This window comes from Nocardioides oceani (assembly GCF_030412965.1).
Classification (GTDB): Bacteria; Actinomycetota; Actinomycetes; order Propionibacteriales; family Nocardioidaceae; genus Nocardioides; species Nocardioides oceani.
Genome location: NZ_JAUHJQ010000002.1, coordinates 40,952 through 57,190 on the forward strand (window position 1 = coordinate 40,952; position 16,239 = coordinate 57,190).

Consider the following 16,239-nt stretch of genomic DNA (forward strand, 5'->3'; position numbering starts at 1 on the left):
CAAGCAGGGTGGTACCGCGGTCCGGAGGATCGTCCCTGTGGTTTCGAGAAGGATCCATCCCGAAGCTGCAGGAGCAACGATGACGTACCCGAAGGTCTCCACCTCCGAGAGCGGCGTGCCGTCGAGCCCGCAGTTCCCCGCGATCGAGGAGCGGGTCCTCGCCTACTGGCACGCCGACGGCACCTTCCAGGCCAGCATCGACCAGCGCGACCCGGGCGCCGACGCGAGCAACGAGTTCGTCTTCTACGACGGCCCGCCGTTCGCCAACGGGCTGCCGCACTACGGCCACCTGCTGACCGGCTACGTCAAGGACATCGTCCCGCGCTACCAGACCATGCGCGGCAAGCGCGTCGAGCGCCGCTTCGGTTGGGACACCCACGGCCTGCCGGCCGAGCTCGAGGCGATGCGGCTCAACGGGATCAAGACCACCGACGAGATCGTCGAGATGGGCATCGACAGGTTCAACGAGGCCTGCCGCGAGTCGGTGATGAAGTACACCGGCGAGTGGCGGGAGTACGTCACCCGCCAGGCGCGCTGGGTCGACTTCGACCGCGACTACCGCACCATGAACCCGGAGTACATGGAGTCGGTCATCTGGGCCTTCAAGCGCCTGCACGACAAGGGCCTGGTCTACGAGGGCTTCCGCGTCCTGCCCTACTGCTGGAACGACGAGACGCCGCTGTCGAACCACGAGCTGCGCATGGACGACGACGTCTACCAGAACCGTCAGGACCCGGCCGTCACCGTCGGCTACGACATCACCTCCGAGGGCGAGCTGGAGGGCGCCAAGCTCCTCGTCTGGACGACCACGCCGTGGACGCTGCCGAGCAACCTCGCGGTCATGGTCGGGTCCGACATCGACTACGTCGCCGTCGAGGCCGAGGGCACCCGCTACGTGCTCGCCGAGGCCCGCCTGGCGTCGTACGCCCGCGAGCTGGGGGACGAGCCGACCGTCGTGTGGCGCGGGAAGGGAACCGACCTGCTCGGCCTGACCTACACGCCGCCGTTCTCCTACTACCTCGGCCACGAGCGGGCGTTCCGCGTGGTGCCCGCCGACGACGCCGTCACGACGACCGACGGCACCGGGCTGGTGCACACCGCCGGCGCGTTCGGTGAGGTCGACAAGGAGGTCACCGACCGCGAGGGCATCGAGCCGGTGATGCCGGTCGGCAAGGACGGGCGCTTCACCCACCCCGTCGAGGAGTACGCCGGCATGCAGGTCTTCGACGCCAACCCGCACGTCATCGACCACCTCAAGGCCGCGACGCGGGGCGAGACCGGCGACGCCGTCGGCGCGGTGACCGCGGGCACGGTCCTGCTGCGGCGCGAGACCTACGACCACTCCTACCCGCACTGCTGGCGCTGCCGCGAGCCCCTGATCTACAAGGGCGTCTCGTCGTGGTTCGTCGAGGTGACCGCGATCAAGGAGCGGATGCTCGAGCTGAACCAGCAGATCCGCTGGGTGCCCGACCACATCCAGGACGGCCAGTTCGGCAAGTGGCTGGCCAACGCGCGCGACTGGTCGATCACCCGCAACCGGTTCTGGGGCAGCCCGGTCCCGGTGTGGAAGAGCGACGACCCGGCGTACCCCCGCGTCGACGTCTACGGCTCCTTCGAGGAGCTCGAGCGCGACTTCGGCACGCTGCCGCGCAACAAGGACGGCGAGCCGGACCTGCACCGGCCCTACGTCGACGACCTGGTCCGGCCGAACCCCGACGACCCGACCGGCGCCTCGACGATGCGTCGCGTGCCGGACGTGCTCGACGTGTGGTTCGACTCGGGCTCGATGAGCTTCGCGCAGAACCACTACCCGTTCGAGAACGCCGAGTGGTTCGACGGGACCGCGCCCGAGGACGGCGGAGCGAAGGGCCACTTCCCGGGCGACTTCATCGTCGAGTACATCGGGCAGACCCGCGGCTGGTTCTACACGCTGCACGTCCTGGCGACGGCGCTGTTCGACAAGCCGGCGTTCCAGTCGTGCATCAGCCACGGCATCGTGCTGGGCAGCGACGGCAACAAGATGAGCAAGTCGCTGCGCAACTACCCCGACGTGCGCGAGGTCTTCGACCGCGACGGCGCCGACGCGATGCGCTGGTTCCTCATGTCCAGCCCGATCCTGCGCGGCGGCAACCTCGTCGTCACCGAGCAGGGCATCCGCGACTCGGTGCGCCAGGTGATGATCCCGCTGTGGAACAGCTGGTACTTCTTCCAGCTCTACGCCAACGCGGCCAACGACGGCGCCGGGCACGACGCGCAGTGGTCGACCGACTCCCAGGACCCGCTCGACCGCTACCTCCTGGCCAAGCTCCGCCAGTACGTCGCCACCATGACCACCCAGCTCGACGAGTACGCCGTCGCCGACGCCTGCGAGACGACGCGGTCGTTCCTCGACGTGCTCACCAACTGGTACATCCGTCGCTCCCGCGACCGGTTCTGGGGTGACTCGACCGAGGCCTTCGACACCCTGTACACCGTGCTCGAGGTGGTCTGCCGGACCGTCGCCCCGCTGCTGCCGCTGACCACCGAGGAGGTCTGGCGCGGGCTGACCGGCGAGCGGTCGGTGCACCTGGCCGACTGGCCCGACGTCGAGGCGCTGCCGGCCGACGACACGCTCGTGGCCGCGATGGACCAGGTCCGTGAGGTCTGCTCGGCCACGTCCGCGCTCCGCAAGGCCGGCAACCTGCGCAACCGGCTGCCGCTGTCGACGCTGACCGTGGTCGTCGACGACCCGGCCGCCCTCGCCGGGTTCGAGGGGATCGTCGCCGACGAGGTCAACGTCAAGCAGGTGCGCCTGCTCGCCGCGGACTCCGAGGAGGCGGCGTCGTACGGCGTGGAGCAGAAGCTGACCGTCAACGCCCGCGCCGCCGGCCCGCGGCTCGGTCGGGACGTGCAGCTGGCGATCAAGGGCTCCAAGAACGGCGACTGGTCGGTGGCCGAGGACGGCACCGTGACCGCCGGCGGGCTGGCGCTGGAGGAGGGGGAGTACACCCTCGAGACCGTCGCCGGGTCGACCGACGAGGCCACGGCCACCGGTGTGCTGCGCAGCGGCGGCTTCGTCGTGCTCGACACGCACGTCACGCCCGACCTCGCCGCCGAGGGCCTGGCGCGCGACCTGGTCCGTCAGGTGCAGCAGGCGCGTCGCGACGCCGGGCTGGAGGTCTCCGACCGGATCGCGCTGACCGTCGCCGGCCCGGCCGACGTGCTGGCCGCGGCGGAGACGCACCGCGCCCTGCTCACCTCCGAGACCCTGGCCACCTCGCTCGAGCTCGTCCCCGCGGACGCGTCCGAGCCGGAGGTGACGGTCGCGAAGGCCTGATCAACCGCCGAGGCCGAGCCGGCCCGCCATCCGGTCGAGCGAGGCGAGCACCTCGTCCTCGGCCTTGTCCGGGACGCCCCAGATGAGCTCGGTGCAGCCGGCCTCCGCCCACGCGGCGAGGTCGGCGGGGTCGGGCTTGAAGGCGATGAGCACGCGGATGTCGGGGGCGCCGTCGCGGCCGGCCTCGGCCCAGGCCTTCTTCAGGGACTCGATGTTGCCGAGGACGTCTCGCTGGGTCGGCGTGGTCATCCAGCCGTCGGCGTTCTCGGCGATCCAGCGGAACGTCTTCGGGCCGCCGCCGGCGCCGATGATGAGCGGCACGTGCGCCTGGACCGGCTTGGGGTAGGCCCAGGAGGGCCCGAACGACACGAACTCCCCGGCGTACGACGCCTCCTCCTGCGTCCACAGTGCGCGCATCGCCTCGACGTACTCCCGCAGCACCGTGCGGCGCTTGCCGGGCGGGACGTGGTGGTCCTCGAGCTCGTCGGTGTTCCAGCCGAAGCCGGCGCCGATGGTGACCCGGCCGCCGGAGAGGTGGTCGAGCGTGGCGATCTGCTTGGCGAGCGTGATCGGGTCGGACTCGACCGGCAGCGCGACCGCGGTGGAGAGGCGGATCCGGGTGGTGACGGCGGCGGCCGTGGCCAGCGAGATCCAGGGGTCGAGCGTGCGGAGGTAGCGGTCGTCGGGCAGCGTCTCGTCACCCGTGCCCGGGTGCGCGGCGGTCCGCTTGACCGGGATGTGGGTGTGCTCGGGCACGTAGATGGTGTCGAAGCCCCGGTCCTCCCCGGCCTTCGCGAGGGCCGCGGGCGTGATGCCGCGGTCGGAGGTGAAGAGGACGAGTCCGTTGCGCATGGGGGCGAGACTAGAACGTGTTCCACTCGCGCGGAAGGGTCTGCTGGACACCTGTCCAGCGGGCGGCGCCGGGCCCGGCTGGTTGGATGGCCCCATGGCCACGCTCGACCTCTCGCTGGACGCCGTCACGCTGACCGCCGCCCTCGTCGACATCGAGTCGGTCAGCCGGGACGAGGCGGAGATCGCCGACGCCGTCGAGGCGGCGCTGCGGGCGCTGCCGCACCTCGAGGTCGTCCGGCACGGCCACACCGTCGTCGCCCGGACCGACCTCGGCCGCGGCGAGCGGGTGGTGATCGCGGGGCACCTCGACACCGTCCCGGTCAACGCCAACCTGCCCAGCCGGCTCGAGGACGGCGTGCTGCACGGCCTGGGCACCTGCGACATGAAGGGCGGCGACGCGGTCATCCTGCGGCTCGCCGCGACGGTGCCGGAGCCGGTGCGCGACGTGACCTACGTGCTCTACGAGGCCGAGGAGATCGACGCGACCTACAACGGCCTCCGGCTGCTCGCCGAGGCGCGCCCGGACCTCATGGCCGCCGACTTCGCGATCCTGATGGAGCCCTCGAACGCCTCGGTGGAGGCCGGCTGCCAGGGCACGCTCCGCGTCGAGGTGCGCACGACCGGCGAGCGCGCGCACTCCGCCCGGTCCTGGCGCGGGGTCAACGCGATCCACGGCGCCGCGGACGTGCTGAACCGGCTCACCGCCTACGAGCCGCGCCGGCCGGTCATCGACGGGCTGGAGTACCACGAGGGCCTCAACGCGGTCCGCATCTCCGGCGGCGTCGCCGGCAACGTGGTGCCCGACGAGTGCGTCGTCGAGGTGAACTACCGCTTCGCCCCGGACCGCAGCGAGGCCGAGGCCGAGGCGTTCGTCCGCGACTTCTTCGAGGGGTACGACGTCCGGCTGACCGACATGTCGCCGGGCGCCCTGCCGGGGCTCGACCGGCCGGCCGCGAAGGCGTTCGTCGAGGCGGTCGGCGGGCAGGTCGCGCCGAAGTTCGGCTGGACCGACGTCGCCCGCTTCACCGCCCTCGGGGTGCCGGCGGTCAACTTCGGGCCGGGTGACCCGCTGTACGCCCACAAGCAGGACGAGCACGTGCCGGTCGAGCACATCGAGCGCTGCGAGCGGCAGCTGCACGCGTGGCTCACCGGCCAGACGGGCCAGACGGGCCAGACGGCGGGAGGCGCGGCATGAGGTCGAAGTCCAAGGGGCCGATCGTCCAGCGCCGCGACCAGGTCGACGGCTCGACGACCGACCAGCGGCTGCTCGACTCCCGCGGCGACAGCGGATGGGTGCACACCGATCCGTGGCGCGTCATGCGGATCCAGGCGGAGTTCGTGGAGGGGTTCGGCGCGCTGGCCGAGCTCGGGCCGGCGATCGCGGTGTTCGGGTCGGCCCGCACGCCCGCCGACCACCCGGCGTACGCCGCGGGGGAGGAGCTGGGCCGCCGCCTCGCGGAGGCGGGGTTCGCGGTGATCACCGGTGGTGGGCCGGGGGCCATGGAGGCGGCCAACAAGGGCGCGAGCGAGGCGGGCGGCGTCAGTGTCGGCCTCGGCATCGAGCTGCCCTTCGAGACCGGGCTCAACGAGTGGGCCGACGTGGGGATCAACTTCCGCTACTTCTTCGCCCGCAAGACGATGTTCGTGAAGTACAGCCAAGGCTTCGCCGTGCTGCCCGGCGGCGTCGGGACCCTCGACGAGCTGTTCGAGGCGATGACGCTGGTGCAGACCCGCAAGGTGACCAGCTTCCCGATCGTGCTGATCGGCACCGACTACTGGGGCGGGCTGCTGGGCTGGCTGCGCGACACCGTCGCCGCGGAGGGCAAGATCGCGCCGGCCGACCTCGACATGCTCACGCTCACCGACGACCTCGACGAGGTCGTCGCGATCATGCAGGCCGCGCGGGAGGGGCACGAGCGATGATGTGGTTCTTCGCGATCCTGGTCGTCGTGGTGATGGGCGGCATCGCGGCGGTCGCCGCGGGCCGCGGCGCGCCGATGGCCGAGCCGGAGCACGACCGGCCGGCGGTGGACCTGCCCGCCGGCGGCGCGCTGTCCGCGGACGACCTGCGGCGCGTGCGGTTCCCCCTGGCCCTCCGCGGCTACCGGATGGCTGACGTCGACGCGCTGCTGGACCGGCTGGCCCGGGAGCGCGAGGTCGCGCCGGCGGACGCCCCGGACGTGCGTGGCGACGGCCACACGCCGTAGGGCAGACTGCGCCGCGTGTCGAGCGAGGTCGCCGTCGTCTACGTCCTGACCGCCCTCGGGGTGGTCGTGGTCGCGCTGACGCGCCTGCGGTTGCGGTCCGACCGCGGTGCCGGCCGCACGCGGGTCGGCCGGCGGCTGCTCGACCTGCACACCGGGGCCGGCGTCGCCGCGCTGGTCACCTGGACCGTCTTCCTGCTCGCGCCCGCCGACTCCGCGCTCGGCGGCGACACCGCCGGCATCGTCGGCCTCGCGTTCTGGTGGCTGCTCGTCGTCGCCGGCATCGGGATCCTCGTGCGCTGGCTGCCGAGCAAGGGGCGGCACGCGTCGGAGGGCGCCGAGGACTCCTGGTCCGGCGGGCCCGGGCTCTCCCTCCTCGCCCACCTGGGGACGCTCGCGGGGGTCTGCGTCTTCACCTGGGCCTACCTGACCTCGGTCGTCTGAAGGAGCATCGTCGTGCGCTTCCCCCGCCTGCTCGCCGCCGTCGCCGGGACCGCGGTCGCGCTGACCACCGCGGCGACCGCCCCCGCAGCGCCCGCCGCCGCGGCGCCTGCTCCCGCTGACCGCGCGGCCGAGCGGCCCGCCGTCGTCGGCACGCGGGTGATCGGCACCTCCGTCGAGGGCCGCGACATCCTCGCTTGGCACCTCGGCGAGCCTGACCGGCCCGACGTGCCGACCGTCGTGCTGATCTCGACGATGCACGGCAACGAGCCGGCCACCCGGCACATCCTGCGGTCCCTGCGCGACGGCGCTCCCGTCGTCGGCGTCGACCTGTGGGTCGTCCCGACGTACAACCCCGACGGACTCGCCGCCGGCACCCGCCGCAACGCCCGCGGCGTCGACCTGAACCGCAACTTCCCCTACCGGTGGGCCGACCTCGACGGGAACTACGAGTCCGGGTCCAAGGCCGCGTCGGAGCCGGAGACGAAGGCGATGATGGGCTTCCTCGCCGACGTGCGGCCCGACCGGCTGCTGAGCTTCCACCAGCCGCTGCACGGCGTCGACACCGACACCAAGCGCCCCCGCTTCGCCCGCACGGTCGCCCGTCACCTCGGCCTGCCGCGGAAGACCTTCGACTGCGGGGGCGTCTGCCACGGCACGATGACCGGCTGGTTCAACGACCGCTTCGCCGGCGCCGCGCTCACGGTCGAGTACGGCGCGAAGCCGTCCCGCCGCCGGCTCCGCACGGTCGTCCCGGACCAGGTGCTCGCCGTCTTCGACGGCTACCGGTCGCACCTGGACTGGGCGCAGCGCTAGTCGGGCCCGGCCGCACACGATCGTTCAATTGCGCGGTTGTGGACCGGTTCGAGGTCGCGGCGGCGCTGGAACGGCGCAATTGAACGATCGCCGACGCCCCCCGGGCCCCTCGCAGCCGCGGGCGACGCTCAGCGGCCCTCGAAGACGGGCTTCTGCTTCGCGACGAACGCGTCGACCGCGGCCCGGTGGTCCTCGGTCGCGCCGGTGAGCTGCATCATCGAGGACTCGTAGGCCACGGCCTCCTCGAACGTGTGGCCGGCGGCGTACGCCACGGAACGGCGGATCGACCCGAGGGCGACGGTCGGGCCGGCGGCGAGGCGGACGGCGAGGGCGCGCGCCTCGTCCGCGAGGGAGTCGGGGGAGTGCAGCGAGGTGGCCAGGCCCAGCTCGAGCGCCTCGGCCGCGGGGACCGTGCGCGGCTGGTAGAGCAGCTCGAGCGCCTTGGCCCGCCCGACGAGCAGCGGCAGGTGGTAGCTGGCGCCGGTGTCGCAGGAGAGGCCGACGTTGGCGAAGGCCAGGTTGAAGCCGGCGGTGTCGGCGACCAGCCGCAGGTCGCAGGCGAAGGCGAGGCTCGCGCCCGCACCCGCGGCGACGCCGTTGACGGCGGCGACGACGGGCTTGGCCATGCCGGCGAGCGTGGTGACGATGGGGTTGTAGTGCTCGTCGACGGTGGAGAACAGCGCCTCGCTGCCGCCGTTGTGGAGCAGCTGCACGTGCTCCTTGAGGTCCTGGCCGGTGCAGAACGCCCGGCCGGTGCCGGTGAGCAGCACGCACCGCACGGCGGGATCCTCGGCGACCTGCCGGACGACCTCCCGCAGCAGCACCTTGGTCGCGATGTCGAGGCTGTTCATCGCGTCGGGCCGGTTCAAGGTGATGGTCCCGACGCCCTCGGAGACGTCGAGGAGCACGGGGGCGTTCTGTGCATCGGGCGTGAGGTTCGCGGCGGTCATGGGGGGCAGTCTGCCGCCCCGGGCAGGCAGCGGGCCACGAACCTGTCCGCCGCGGGCTTGAGCCGGTCGGCCTCCACCGCGAAGTGCCGGGCCGCCGCCGCCCGCGGCCAATCCGGCGGCAGCACGTCCGGCGGCAGCCCAGGGTCGGCGAAGAGGAACTTGCGCCACTCGTGCACGAGGTGGAACCGCGCCGCGAACGCCGCCTCGTCCGGGTCGCCCGGGGCGGCGAGGTGCCGGGCCACCAGGTCGCGCGCGAGCTCCGGCCACCCGTCGTACGACGCCCGCAGCGCCGGCAGGTCCCACGCCTCGACCGGCGGGGGATCGACGTCGCGGGCCCGCGCGGTCCGCGCCGTGGCGCCGGCCCGGGCCAGGACGCCGTCGAGCTCGGGGCTCGCCACCGGACCGGCCCAGACGGCGTCGGCCAGCTCGGCGTACCCCAGGTAGGCCAGGTCGGCGCGCAGGCGGGCGCGCGCACTGCGGTCGCCCGGCGGCGTGAGCAGCACCAGGTGCCAGTGCCCGTCCCACGGCTCGTCGCGCCGCCGGTAGATGCGGGCCCGTGCCTCGTCGAGACGGCGCGTCGCCTGCTCGGTGGCGCGGTAGCCGCGCCCCTCGGCCAGCGCCACCGGCTCCAGCCAGCCCTGGATCACCATCCGGGAGATCGCGGTGCGGACGGCCGGCGCGGCGATCCCGACGGGGGCGAGCAGGCGCACCAGCGCCGCCACGGGCGCCTGCGAGCCGCGGGCACGGAGGTGGTCGCCGTAGAGGTCGAAGAGGGCCGACCGCGCGAGCATGGCCGGAGTCTGCCACCGTCCCGACGGCGCCGGGGGCGGTCGGCGCCGGGGGCGTGGAGTGGGCCGAGGTGTGGGGACCGGTCACGGTTCACCCGCCGATGGGGGATAATGGATCTCACACGGCTGGCGGGGCGCCTGGACCTCGTCGGTGTCGAGGACTGCTAGACGAGAAGAGGTGCCGGGATGGCGGCAATGAAGCCGCGGACGGGTGACGGTCCGCTCGAGGTCACCAAGGAAGGTCGCGGCATCGTCATGCGCGTCCCGCTCGAGGGTGGAGGTCGTCTCGTCGTCGAGCTCAACGCCGAGGAGGCCGGCGCCCTGGGCGACGCCCTCAAGGCCGTCGTCGGCTGACGCCGGCAGCGCCCGCACCACGCCGCGTCGTGCCCCCCACCGACCGTCCAGCAGACCCCACCACCGCCCTCCCGCAGGACTCCCGGCCCCGGCTCGCGCTGAGCGGGGAGCGTCCGCTCGCCGTCGACGGAGCGGAGGTCGTGGCTCTGCCGGTCGTGCCCGGTGAGGGGGACGACGCCGCACCCCTGCTCGGCCCCGGCGCCGAGGAGGTCACCGAGCAGCTCGGCATCGACCTCCTGGCGCTGCTGGAGTCCGGGCGCGCCACCGGCCGCGCGGGGCAGGTCGTGGCCTACCCCGTCCCGCTCGGCACGCCCGAGCGGCCCGCCCTGCGGCGGGTGCTGCTCGTGGGCGTCGGCGACCAGCGGCCCGCGGACTTCCGCAAGGCCGGGGCAGCGCTCGCCCGCGCGGTCGTCGGCACCACCGGCACCACGACCGGGGTCACCGTCGCGACGTCCGTCCCGGCGCTGGACCCCGAGACCGGGCTCGAGCCGTTCGCGGTCGGCTTCGTGCTCGGCTCCTTCGGCTTCTCCTGGCGCTCGGCCGCCCCCGAGCGCGTGCCCGCCGAGCAGCTCGTGCTCGCGGCGCTGGACCCGGCGGCGTACGACGGCGCGCTGGCCCGCGCGCGGGCCGTGGCCGGCGCCGGCTGGCGCTCGCGCACGCTCGCGACGGTCCCCTCGAACCTCAAGAACCCGGTCTGGCTGGCCGAGGAGGCCCGCCGCGTCGCCGACGAGGCCGGCCTCGGCTTCCGCGTCTGGGACGAGAAGCAGCTCGCCGCCGAGGGCTTCGGCGGCATCTTGGGCGTCGGGCAGGCCTCGGCGACGCCGCCGCGGCTCGTCCAGCTGGACTACGCGCCGCGCCGCGCGGGCCGCAAGGTCCCGACCGTGGTGCTGGTCGGCAAGGGCATCACCTTCGACACCGGCGGGCTGTCGATCAAGCCGGCCCAGGCGATGACGAACATGAAGCGCGACATGACCGGCGGCGCCGTCGTGCTCGCCACCATGGCCGCGCTGGCCGACGTCGGTTGCCCGGTGCGGGTGGTCGGGCTCGTGCCCATGGCCGAGAACGCCGTCTCTGGCAACGCGCTGCGTCCCGGAGACGTCGTGCGGCACTGGGGCGGCCGCACCACCGAGATCACCAACACCGACGCCGAGGGCCGCGTGGTCATGGCCGACGCCCTCGCGTACGCCGTGGCCGAGCTCGGCCCGGCCGTCGTCGTCGACGTCGCCACCCTCACCGGCGCCATGAAGGTCGCGCTCGGCCAGCAGGTCGGCGGCTTCTTCGCCAACCGGGAGACCCTCGCCGCCGCGATCGCGGCCGCGGGCGACGCCGCCGGTGAGCCGCTGTGGCGGATGCCGCTCGCCGCGGTCTACGAGGACAAGCTGGCCTCCAAGGTCGCCGACGCCGACAACGGCGCCGGCGGGCCCGGGGCGATCACCGCCGCGCTGTTCCTGCAGCACTTCGTCGGCGACGTGCCGTGGGCCCACCTCGACGTCGCCTCGGTTGGCGACGCGCCGGCCGACATGGACGAGTGGACCGAGGGCCCGACCGGCTTCGGTGCCCGGGCGCTGCTGGCGTGGCTGGGCGGCGACGCGCCCCTCGACGGGATCGGCTGAGGCCGCCGCGCGTGAAGGGACTGAGCATCCGCTGGTCGCTCGTCGGGGCACCCGACGGCGTCGAGGAGCAGCTGGCGGCGTACGTCGCCGACACCTCGCACGCGCGGTTCACGGGCATGGCCGGGCTGCGGTTCAAGACCTGGCGGGTGCGGCCCGGCGAGTGGTTCGAGGGGCTCTACCTCTTCGCCAGCGACGAGGCGCGGGCGGCGTTCCAGGAGGAGTTCACGGCCGGCGCCGCCGAGGTCCCCGGCTCGCGGATGGTCGGTGCGCCGCCGGTGCTCATCGAGCCGTGGGACGTCGTGGCGGTCGCGGAGGGCTGGGAAGGCTTCGAGGCGACTCCTCGGGGCTGACCGACCCGGCGCCCTCGCCCACCTCCCGCAGGGCACGGGTCGCGCCGAGGAGGTAGCGCTCGACGACGGCGCGCTCGTGGTCGTCGAACTCCTGCTCCAGCGCGCGGAGCGCCGTGAGCATGGGGGACAGGTGCGCGAGCACCTCCGCGCGGCCGCTCTCGGTGAGGTGCACCTCCGTGCGCCGACGGTCATCCGCGTGCGCCCGACGCACGACGTGTCCCCGCGCGGCGAGGCGGTCGACGATGCCCGTGGAGGCGGCCGTGGAGACGCCCAGGAGCCGGGCCAGCTCCGCCGGGCCGATCGCGCGGCGACTGAGGTGCTGCAGCGCGACCATCTCGTGCTCGCCCAGACCGGCGGCCCGGGCGACGGTGTGCCGCATCCGTGCGCCGGCCTCGACGAGCTCGCGCAGCGCCACCATCAGCGCTCGGCCGTCGGTCATTTGTCTCACCTGCTTAGCATCTTCGTAGCTGAACAAGATCCTACCCGCCGAGGAGAACGCCGTGACCGACCACAGGCCCGAGCACCGGCCCGAGCACCGGTCCTCCCAGCGACCGCACCCGGTCACCTCGCGCATCGTCGCGCGCCGCACCGCGTGGCTCTTCGCGTTCCTGCCCCTCGTCGCGGCGCTGCTCGGGCTGGTGCTGCTCGGCGAGGGCGACCGCCCCCAGGAGCCGCTGGACCAGCTGCCGCGCGACCTCGACTCCACGCTCGCCACCGAGCTCGAGCAGCGGCTCCCCGACGAGGGGTCCGACACCGCGGTCGTGCTCTGGACCGCCGACGAGGGCGAGCTGGACCGAGGCGCGCTGGACGAGCTGCGCTCGGTGGCCCAGGACCTCGACGCGGTCGGCGGCGGGCCGCAGGGGCCCGTCTCGGTCGCCGAGGACGGCACGGCGGCCATCGCCATCGTCCAGGTCGCCTCCGGGTCGGCGACCGACGTCTCCGCCGAGGTCGAGGACCTCCGCGAGGAGCTCGAGGAGACCGCGCCCGACGGCGTCACCGCCCGTGCCACCGGCCCCGCGGCGGTCCAGGCGGACCTGGCGGCGGTCTTCGACGGCGCGAACTTCCGGCTCCTGGCCGTCACCGCGGGCGTCGTGGCGCTGCTGCTGGTGATCACCTACCGCAGCCCGGTCCTGTGGCTCGTGCCGCTCACCGTGGTCGGCGTGGCCGACCGGTTCGCCGCGATCGCCTCCACCCAGGTCATGGCCGCGCTCGACGTCGCCTGGGACGAGTCCACCGTCGGCATCCTCTCCGTGCTGGTCTTCGGCGCCGGCACCAACTACGCGCTGCTGCTGATCTCCCGCTACCGCGACGAGCTGCGCCACGTCGAGGACCGGTACGCCGCCATGGCGACCGCGCTCGCGCGGACGGCCGAGGCGGTGCTCGCCAGCGCCACGACCGTGGTGCTCGGCCTGCTGACGCTGCTGCTCTCGGTCGTGCCGACCACCCGCGGGCTCGGCCTGGCCTGCGCGATCGGCGTGGTCGTCGCGGCCTTCTTCGCGCTCGTCGTGCTGCCGGCCGCCCTGGTGCTGTGCGGCCGCTGGGTCTTCTGGCCGAAGGTCCCGCGCACCGGGCAGGCGGCCCTGGTCGACATGGACTCCTTCTGGCACCGGGTCGGTGCCCGGGTCGCCCGCCGGCCGGCCGTCTTCGCCTGCGCGACCGTCGCGGTGATCGCGGCGCTGACCATCGGGCTCTTCGGCATCAGCACGGGGCTGGACCAGGACGAGCAGTTCCTCGACGAGCCGGAGGCGATCTCGGCCTCGACGCGGCTCGCGGAGTCCTTCCCGGCGGGACTCACCGATCCGACCCGCGTCGTGACCACCGCCGACCCGCAGGAGGTCGCGCGGGCGGTCGAGGGCGCCGAGGGCGTCGCCTCGGTGCAGCCGGGGCCCCAGGGGGACGGTGTCGCCTCCCTGAACGTGGTGCTCGAGGGGTCGCCCGGGTCAGGCGAGGCGGAGTCCGCGATCGCCGCGATCCGCGAGGCGGTCGACGGCCTGGACGACACCCACGTCGGCGGCACCGAGGCCTCGGCGATCGACGCCCGCGAGGGTGCCGCGCGCGAAGGGGTCGTCATCCTCCCGCTCATCCTCGGCCTCGTGCTGGCGGCGCTGCTCCTGCTGCTGCGCTCCGTCGTCGCCCCACTGATCCTCGTCGCCACCGTGCTCGGGACGTACGCCGCGTCGATGGGCGCCGCGTGGTGGCTGTTCACCGGCCCCCTCGGCTTCTCCGCGCTCGACGAGTCGGTGCCGCTGCTGGCGTTCCTGTTCCTCGTCGCGCTCGGTGTCGACTACAACATCTTCCTGGTCACCCGCGCCCGCGAGGAGGCCGCCGGGCACGGCGCGCGCGACGGGATGCTCCGGGCGCTGGCCGCGACGGGCGGGGTCATCACCAGCGCCGGCATCCTGCTGGCCGCCGTCTTCGCCGTCCTCGGCGTGCTGCCGCTCGTCGTGCTCGCCCAGCTCGGCACGATCATCTGCATCGGCGTCCTGCTCGACACCCTGCTCGTCCGGACCGTGCTCGTCCCCGCCGCCGCGCTGCTCCTCGGCGACCGGTTCTGGTGGCCGCGGAAGGTGCGCGGCTGAGGGTCGGCGGCGCGCCTGCGGGACTGCCGTGGGACGTCCGGAGTCGGGGCGTGCCGAGCCGGTCAGTCGGACTCGGGGTTCCAGGTCTTCTTGGCCACCAGCAGCCCGTCGCCGACCGGCAGCAGCAGGCTGACCAGGTCGGGGTGCTCGACGACGGCGCGGCCGAGGTCGCGGATGGCGACGGTCTCCTCGTCGCGCTGGGCGGGATCGGCGACCCGGTCGTGCCACAGCGCGTTGTCGAAGGCCACCACGCCGCCGGGACGCAGCAGCCGCAGCGCCTCGGTGAGGTACGCGGCGTACTCCCGCTTGTCGCCGTCGCAGAAGACCAGGTCGTAGTGGCCGTCGGTGAGCCGGGGGAGGACGTCGAGCGCGGCGCCGGAGATCGTGCGGGCGCGCTGGCTGGCGATGCCGGCCTCGTTGAAGGACTGCCGCGCCAGGCGCTGGTGCTCGGTCTCGATGTCGACGGTGGTGAGCACGCCGTCGGCGCGCATCCCGCGCAGCAGCCAGAGCCCGGACACGCCGGTGCCGGTGCCGATCTCCACCACCGCCCGGGCGTCGAGGACGGAGGCGAGGAAGCGCAGCGCGGCCCCGCCGCCGGGTCCGATCGCGACCACCCCCACCTCCTGGGCGCGGGCGCGCGCGGCGGCGAGGACCTCGTCCTCGGCCACGAACTCCTCGGCATAGCTCCAGCTGGCAGCACTCACCGGCGTCGTCGTCACCCGCCGAACCTACCGCGCCCGGGCCGCGCGGCTCACCCGGGAACACCGGCGCGCCCCGGCTCGTTGGCGAGGACGTGGGCGACCGTGCTCACAGGCAACTCTCAGCGAGCGCACCTACGGTGAGGGGGACGCAGTGGTCAGGTGGAGAGGGACCGTCATGGACGAGCGGGACGCAGCGCCCGGTCCGGAGCAGGCACGCACCCCCGGGGTGCCCACGTGGGACGAGGTCGTCGAGCAGCACTCCGACCGCGTCTACCGGCTCGCCTACCGCCTGACCGGCAACCGCCACGACGCCGAGGACCTCACCCAGGAGGTCTTCGTCCGGGTCTTCCGCTCGCTGTCGGGCTACACCCCCGGCACGTTCGAGGGCTGGCTGCACCGGATCACCACGAACCTCTTCCTCGACCAGGCCCGCCGCAAGCAGCGGATCCGCTTCGACGCGCTCTCCGACGAGCGGGCCGACCGGCTGACCAGCCCCGCGCCCGCGCCGGAGGTGGCGTACGCCGACCAGCGCTTCGACGACGACGTCGAGCGTGCCCTGGCGACCCTGCCGCCGGACTTCCGCGCCGCCGTCGTTCTCTGCGACGTCGAGGGCCTCTCCTACGAGGAGATCGCCGAGATCCTCGGCGCCAAGCTCGGCACGGTGCGCTCGCGGATCCACCGCGGCCGCGCGATGCTGCGCAAGGCCCTGGCCCACCGGGCGCCGGCGGACGGTCGCCAGCGGTACTCCGGGCCCGTCGGCCACGACTCGCTGGTCCCCGGGGCCGAGCGGTGATGGGGCACCTCGGCGGCCACCTCGGCGCCAAGGTCAGCGCCCTGCTCGACGGCCAGCTCGACGCCGCCGAGGCCGAGCGGGCGTGGGCGCACGTGCACGCCTGCCACGCCTGCCGTGACCTCGTCGAGCGGGAGGGCTGGGTCAAGACGCGCCTGGTCGGCCTGTCGATGGGCGACTGCGGCGGGGCGCCGGAGCACCTCAAGGGCGCCCTGCGCTGCGGACCCGACGGCCCCGTCGGCCTGCCCCCCGGCGACGTGTTCCTCGCGATGGCGGCCGAGCGCGAGCAGCACCGCGGACGACGTGCGGCGGGTCTCGTCGCCATCGGCGGCGGCGCCGTCGGCGCGGCCGTCATGGGCGTCATCGCGCTCGGCGCCGCCCCCGCGGACGCGCCCCCGGTCGACCGCCGCGCCCCGGTGACGCAGATCGGCACGCCCGCGCCGTCGCCGACCACCGGCGTCCCGACCTCGCGCCGGCCCTGACCG

17 protein-coding genes are annotated in these 16,239 nt (G+C 74.0%); 12 read left to right on the forward strand and 5 right to left on the reverse strand.

From position 1 onward, the window contains the following. Positions 1-79 precede the first annotated feature (79 nt). Entirely contained in the window at positions 80-3,316 is a 3,237-nt protein-coding gene (gene ileS, locus QWY28_RS05675; protein ID WP_300951349.1) for an isoleucine--tRNA ligase, read from the forward strand. On the opposite strand, the gene QWY28_RS05680 is transcribed toward ileS, so the two are convergent. Next, positions 3,317-4,168, reverse strand: a complete 852-nt coding sequence (locus tag QWY28_RS05680; RefSeq protein WP_300951350.1) for an LLM class F420-dependent oxidoreductase — start codon at positions 4,166-4,168, stop codon at positions 3,317-3,319. Positions 4,169-4,262: 94 nt separating this feature from the next. Between QWY28_RS05680 and dapE the strand changes: the two genes are divergently transcribed. From dapE to QWY28_RS05705, 5 genes are read left to right on the forward strand one after another with little or no spacing between them, the layout of a single operon-like run. Continuing rightward, the gene (gene dapE / locus QWY28_RS05685; protein ID WP_300951351.1) at positions 4,263-5,363 is read left to right on the forward strand and encodes a succinyl-diaminopimelate desuccinylase; all 1,101 of its coding nucleotides are present in this window, start codon (positions 4,263-4,265) and stop codon (positions 5,361-5,363) included. Then, positions 5,360-6,091 (forward strand): LOG family protein, encoded by a 732-nt coding sequence (locus QWY28_RS05690; protein ID WP_300951352.1) that lies wholly within the window; start codon positions 5,360-5,362, stop codon positions 6,089-6,091. The genes dapE and QWY28_RS05690 overlap by 4 nt, the downstream gene beginning before the upstream one ends. Then, a complete protein-coding gene (locus tag QWY28_RS05695; RefSeq protein WP_300951353.1) occupies positions 6,088-6,375 on the forward strand; it encodes a DivIVA domain-containing protein in 288 nt (95 codons plus the stop codon). Before QWY28_RS05690 ends, QWY28_RS05695 begins: the two co-directional genes overlap by 4 nt. Before the next feature lie 15 nt (positions 6,376-6,390). Then, complete coding sequence (locus tag QWY28_RS05700) at positions 6,391-6,816, forward strand: hypothetical protein (RefSeq protein WP_300951354.1); 426 nt, start codon at positions 6,391-6,393, stop codon at positions 6,814-6,816. A 12-nt stretch (positions 6,817-6,828) separates the two neighbouring features. Further along, complete coding sequence (locus QWY28_RS05705) at positions 6,829-7,629, forward strand: M14 family zinc carboxypeptidase (RefSeq protein WP_300951355.1); 801 nt, start codon at positions 6,829-6,831, stop codon at positions 7,627-7,629. A gap of 128 nt (positions 7,630-7,757) precedes the next feature. Here QWY28_RS05705 and QWY28_RS05710 read toward each other — a convergent pair whose 3' ends face one another. Together QWY28_RS05710 and QWY28_RS05715 are read right to left on the reverse strand one after the other, a co-directional pair. Further along, on the reverse strand, positions 7,758-8,579 hold the full coding sequence (locus QWY28_RS05710) for an enoyl-CoA hydratase/isomerase family protein (RefSeq protein ID WP_300951356.1): 822 nt from the start codon (positions 8,577-8,579) through the stop codon (positions 7,758-7,760). Beyond that, on the reverse strand, positions 8,576-9,370 hold the full coding sequence (locus QWY28_RS05715; protein WP_300951357.1) for a PaaX family transcriptional regulator: 795 nt from the start codon (positions 9,368-9,370) through the stop codon (positions 8,576-8,578). The genes QWY28_RS05710 and QWY28_RS05715 overlap by 4 nt, the downstream gene beginning before the upstream one ends. Positions 9,371-9,553: 183 nt before the next feature. Here QWY28_RS05715 and QWY28_RS05720 point away from each other — a divergent pair, with 183 nt between their 5' ends. The 3 genes from QWY28_RS05720 to QWY28_RS05730 are packed head-to-tail and all read left to right on the forward strand — an operon-like array spanning position 9,554 to position 11,684. Further along, positions 9,554-9,721, forward strand: a complete 168-nt coding sequence (locus tag QWY28_RS05720) for a DUF3117 domain-containing protein (RefSeq protein WP_166191440.1) — start codon at positions 9,554-9,556, stop codon at positions 9,719-9,721. 29 nt (positions 9,722-9,750) lie between these two features. Then, complete coding sequence (locus QWY28_RS05725) at positions 9,751-11,334, forward strand: leucyl aminopeptidase family protein (RefSeq protein ID WP_300951358.1); 1,584 nt, start codon at positions 9,751-9,753, stop codon at positions 11,332-11,334. Between the two features lie 11 nt (positions 11,335-11,345). Then, positions 11,346-11,684, forward strand: a complete 339-nt coding sequence (locus QWY28_RS05730; protein ID WP_300951359.1) for a hypothetical protein — start codon at positions 11,346-11,348, stop codon at positions 11,682-11,684. Here the strand turns inward: QWY28_RS05730 and QWY28_RS05735 are convergent. Then, a complete protein-coding gene (locus QWY28_RS05735; RefSeq protein ID WP_300951360.1) occupies positions 11,614-12,123 on the reverse strand; it encodes a MarR family winged helix-turn-helix transcriptional regulator in 510 nt (169 codons plus the stop codon). The genes QWY28_RS05730 and QWY28_RS05735 overlap by 71 nt on opposite strands. 61 nt (positions 12,124-12,184) lie before the next feature. On the opposite strand from QWY28_RS05735, the gene QWY28_RS05740 reads away from it, so the two are divergent. Beyond that, positions 12,185-14,263, forward strand: coding sequence for an MMPL family transporter (locus tag QWY28_RS05740; protein ID WP_300951361.1), 2,079 nt, complete (start codon positions 12,185-12,187; stop codon positions 14,261-14,263). Positions 14,264-14,325: 62 nt separating this feature from the next. Here QWY28_RS05740 and QWY28_RS05745 read toward each other — a convergent pair whose 3' ends face one another. Further along, the gene (locus QWY28_RS05745; RefSeq protein ID WP_300951362.1) at positions 14,326-14,982 is read right to left on the reverse strand and encodes an O-methyltransferase; all 657 of its coding nucleotides are present in this window, start codon (positions 14,980-14,982) and stop codon (positions 14,326-14,328) included. A 157-nt stretch (positions 14,983-15,139) separates the two neighbouring features. On the opposite strand from QWY28_RS05745, the gene sigE reads away from it, so the two are divergent. Further along, the gene (gene sigE / locus QWY28_RS05750; protein WP_300951363.1) at positions 15,140-15,757 is read left to right on the forward strand and encodes an RNA polymerase sigma factor SigE; all 618 of its coding nucleotides are present in this window, start codon (positions 15,140-15,142) and stop codon (positions 15,755-15,757) included. Continuing rightward, on the forward strand, positions 15,757-16,236 hold the full coding sequence (locus tag QWY28_RS05755; RefSeq protein WP_300951364.1) for an anti-sigma factor: 480 nt from the start codon (positions 15,757-15,759) through the stop codon (positions 16,234-16,236). The genes sigE and QWY28_RS05755 overlap by 1 nt, the downstream gene beginning before the upstream one ends. Positions 16,237-16,239 lie beyond the last annotated feature (3 nt).

Bases quoted from the DNA above. Each gene is read 5' to 3' on its own strand.
- ileS (WP_300951349.1), top strand. From the start codon at position 80: ATGACGTACCCGAAGGTCTCCACCTCCGAGAGCGGCGTGCCGTCGAGC.
- QWY28_RS05680 (WP_300951350.1), bottom strand. From the start codon at position 4,168: ATGCGCAACGGACTCGTCCTCTTCACCTCCGACCGCGGCATCACGCCC.
- dapE (WP_300951351.1), top strand. From the start codon at position 4,263: ATGGCCACGCTCGACCTCTCGCTGGACGCCGTCACGCTGACCGCCGCC.
- QWY28_RS05690 (WP_300951352.1), top strand. From the start codon at position 5,360: ATGAGGTCGAAGTCCAAGGGGCCGATCGTCCAGCGCCGCGACCAGGTC.
- QWY28_RS05695 (WP_300951353.1), top strand. From the start codon at position 6,088: ATGATGTGGTTCTTCGCGATCCTGGTCGTCGTGGTGATGGGCGGCATC.
- QWY28_RS05710 (WP_300951356.1), bottom strand. From the start codon at position 8,579: ATGACCGCCGCGAACCTCACGCCCGATGCACAGAACGCCCCCGTGCTC.
- QWY28_RS05715 (WP_300951357.1), bottom strand. From the start codon at position 9,370: ATGCTCGCGCGGTCGGCCCTCTTCGACCTCTACGGCGACCACCTCCGT.
- QWY28_RS05720 (WP_166191440.1), top strand. From the start codon at position 9,554: ATGGCGGCAATGAAGCCGCGGACGGGTGACGGTCCGCTCGAGGTCACC.
- QWY28_RS05735 (WP_300951360.1), bottom strand. From the start codon at position 12,123: ATGACCGACGGCCGAGCGCTGATGGTGGCGCTGCGCGAGCTCGTCGAG.
- sigE (WP_300951363.1), top strand. From the start codon at position 15,140: ATGGACGAGCGGGACGCAGCGCCCGGTCCGGAGCAGGCACGCACCCCC.
- QWY28_RS05755 (WP_300951364.1), top strand. From the start codon at position 15,757: ATGGGGCACCTCGGCGGCCACCTCGGCGCCAAGGTCAGCGCCCTGCTC.